Source organism: Frankia sp. CoWAU3, assembly GCF_977971855.1.
In genome coordinates this window covers 7,558-10,409 of record NZ_CDWWXB010000124.1, presented here as the reverse complement: position 1 = coordinate 10,409, position 2,852 = coordinate 7,558, and the positions used below count along the sequence as shown (strand labels likewise).

General features: G+C 73.9%; 2 protein-coding genes. Both read left to right on the top strand.

The features are described 5' to 3' along the window. The first annotated feature begins 88 nt into the window (after window positions 1–88). Window positions 89–1,708 (top strand): lactate racemase domain-containing protein, encoded by a 1,620-nt coding sequence (locus tag AC08ON_RS11990; protein ID WP_476616973.1) that lies wholly within the window; start codon window positions 89–91, stop codon window positions 1,706–1,708. Window positions 1,709–1,823: 115 nt separating this feature from the next. Continuing rightward, a partial coding sequence (locus tag AC08ON_RS11985; RefSeq protein ID WP_476616972.1) for a lysophospholipid acyltransferase family protein occupies window positions 1,824–2,852 on the top strand: 1,029 nt, incomplete at its 3' end.

The following is a 2,852-nucleotide window of genomic DNA, read 5'->3' as shown; positions in this document are numbered from 1 at the left end:
GGGCAGGTGGGGTCATGGCGGGGCTGCGCCGCCGGGCGGGGCGCCAACACGGAGGGGTTGTCCCTTCGTGCCGGACGTGGAAGGGATCATGCTGGTGAGACCGGGGTTCGTGCTCGAGGTTGACGAGCGGACTCCCCCGCTGCTGGTGCACCAGGGTGAGGGCGTGCTGCTCGAGCAGTTCCCGCTCGGGACGCGGGTGGTGTATCCGCCCGAGTCGCTGCCCGGGGTCGGTGACGTCGATGCGGCGATCGCCGCGGCGTTGGCGGCGCCGGTGGGCAGCGAACCGCTGGCGGCGTTGCTGCGTCCGGGGATGCGGCTGACGATCAGTTTTGACGATCTGTCGACGCCGTTGCCGCGGATGCGTCGCCCGGATGTGCGGGGGCGGATCATCGAGGCGGTGCTGACGGCGGCGGTGGCGGCCGGTGTCGACGATGTGGCGCTGGTCGTGGCGAACGGGTTGAACCGGCGGTTGAGCGCAGGCGAGGTGGAGCGGATCGTCGGGGAGCGGGTGTTCCGCTCGTTCTGGCCCGGGCAGTTGCGCAGCCATGACGCGGAGGATCCTGACAATCTCACCGTCGTGGGGGCGACCGACGCCGACGAACAGGTGGAGGTTTCCCGCCGGGTTGCCACCGCCGACCTGCTGGTGCACGTCGGGGTCGTGCAGAGCCCGGCGGCGGTCGGTGCGGGCGGGCTCGTGACCGGCCTGTCGTCGTATGCGACGCTGCGTCACGTGCACAGCGTCGCCGCGGCGGTCCGCCGCGTCGGCCTGCCCGGGGACGGTGCTGGCCGGGACGGGGATGGCGGCATCGGGGATGGGGGGGTTGGTGCGCCGCCGGGTCCGGCGGCGCGGATGGGTCGGCTGCTGTGCGAGGCGGTGCGGGTGTTCGCCGTCGCGGTGACGGTGAACGCCGCGACGGCGCCGGTGCACTATCCGTTCCTGACCCGCCGGGAGTGGGAGTGGTCGCTGGCCGATCAGGCGATGGCGGTTGGGCTGGGCCGTGGCCTGGAGCTGGTGGGGTCGCGGGCGCGCCGCCGGCTGCTGCGTGACTTCGCCGCCGACTATGCGGTCACCTCGGTGAGCGCGGGGGATCCTACGGCGGTCGCGGCGGTCGCGGCGGCGGGGGTCGACGCCCAGCAGCGGGTCACCGTCGATGGGCAAAGCGACGTCGTTGTCGTCGGGCTGGGCCCGTTCGGGCCGTTCGACGCGGGTGCGGTGGTCAACCCGGTGCTGGCGGCGCACGGCGCGCTCGGGGAGGTTTTCGGCCGGTACCGGGGGCGGCCGGTGGTCCGCGAGAACGGGGCGTTGATCGTCTACCATCCGCTGACGCCACGGTTCTCCCAGCTGCATCACCCCTCCTACGTGGACTTCTACGAGGAGGTGCTCGCCGAGTCGACCGAGGCGGCGACGGTAGAGGCGAAGTTCGAACGGCAGTACGCCACCGATCCCTGGTATGCGTCGCTGTATCGGACGTCGCTTGCTCATCACGGGGTGCATCCGTTCCACCGCTGGTATGAGGCGGCGCCGGCGATGGCCCATGTGGGGGATGTGGTGTGGGTGGGCGGTGATCGGGCGGCGTGCGCGCGGCTGGGGTTCCGGGCGGCGTCGACGTTGGCGGATGCGTTGGAGATGGTGTCGGGATCGGTGGGCCGTGATCCGTCTATCACCTATCTGCACTCCCCACCTCATCTGATCGCCGAAGTACGGTGACCGCGGGAGATGCGGGTCACGGATCGTGCGGTCGCCGGCTGGGACGCGGTGGCCATGCGCGGCGGAGCACAGGTGCCAGCGGTGGACCGGATCGGCAGGGGCAGAGGTGAACGGGATGGCGAGTAGGCCGCGACGGGGTGTGGGGCTGCGGGCGGTGGTGGCCGGGTGGCCGGGTGGCCGCGGCCCGGTCCCGGGCAGCGCCGAGGCGCATCGGGTCCCCGAGGTGCCGCGGGAGTTCCCGACCGCGTGGGCGCGTCGCCCGGCGGCGCGGGCCGCCCGGGGGGTGTTTCTGCGTGGGGTGATGTGCCCGCTGCTGCGGACGACGCTGACGGTGGCGGTGCACGGTGCGGAGGCGTTCGACGGGGTCCGCGACACCCCGATGATCATCGTGTCGAATCACAGCAGTCATCTGGACGCCCCGCTGCTGTTGTGCACGGTGCCCGGGTGGGTGCGGGCGCGTACGGCGGTGACGGCGGCGGCGGACTATTTCTTCGACAGTGCCTGGCGGGGGGCGTCGAGTGCGTTCGCGTTCGCGACGGTGCCGATCGAACGGCACGGTGGGGCGCCGTCGGCGACGCCGATGAACCTGCTGGGGGACGGCTGGAACCTGGTGATCTTTCCGGAGGGGACGCGGTCGCGGGACGGGGCGCGGGGCCGGTTCCGGTTGGGGGCCGCCTATCTGGCGATCAACGCGGGGGTGCCGGTGGTTCCGGTGGGGCTGCGGGGTGCGTACGCGGCGATGCCGCGGGGACGGTCCTGGCCGGTGGCGGGCCGTCCGCCGGTGTCGGTGCGGTTCGGCCGGCCGATGCGCCCCGCGCCGGGTGAGGATGTGCGGGCGTTCACCGCGCGGCTGGCCGCCGAGGTCGACCGGCTCTGCGCCGAGGACGCGACCTCCTGGTGGGAGGCGACGCGGGCGGCCTTCGCCTCGGGTCTGCCCGGTGCGGCTGGGACGGCTGAGGAGGCGCGGGCCGGGGAGGAGGCGCAGGTGCCGGCGGCGCGCTCGACCCCGGACGTCGCCGCGACCCCGGCGGGGTCCGAGCCGGCGGGCCGCACCGCCGGGGACCCCGGCGGTGCGGCCGGTGGTGGGGGCTTCCCCGGTCGGACCAGCCCGCGGGCGGTCCCCCGACCGGGGAAGCCCCCACCA

Excerpts from the sequence above, each read along its gene's own strand:
- AC08ON_RS11990 (WP_476616973.1), top strand. The coding sequence starts at position 89 with ATGCTGGTGAGACCGGGGTTCGTGCTCGAGGTTGACGAGCGGACTCCC.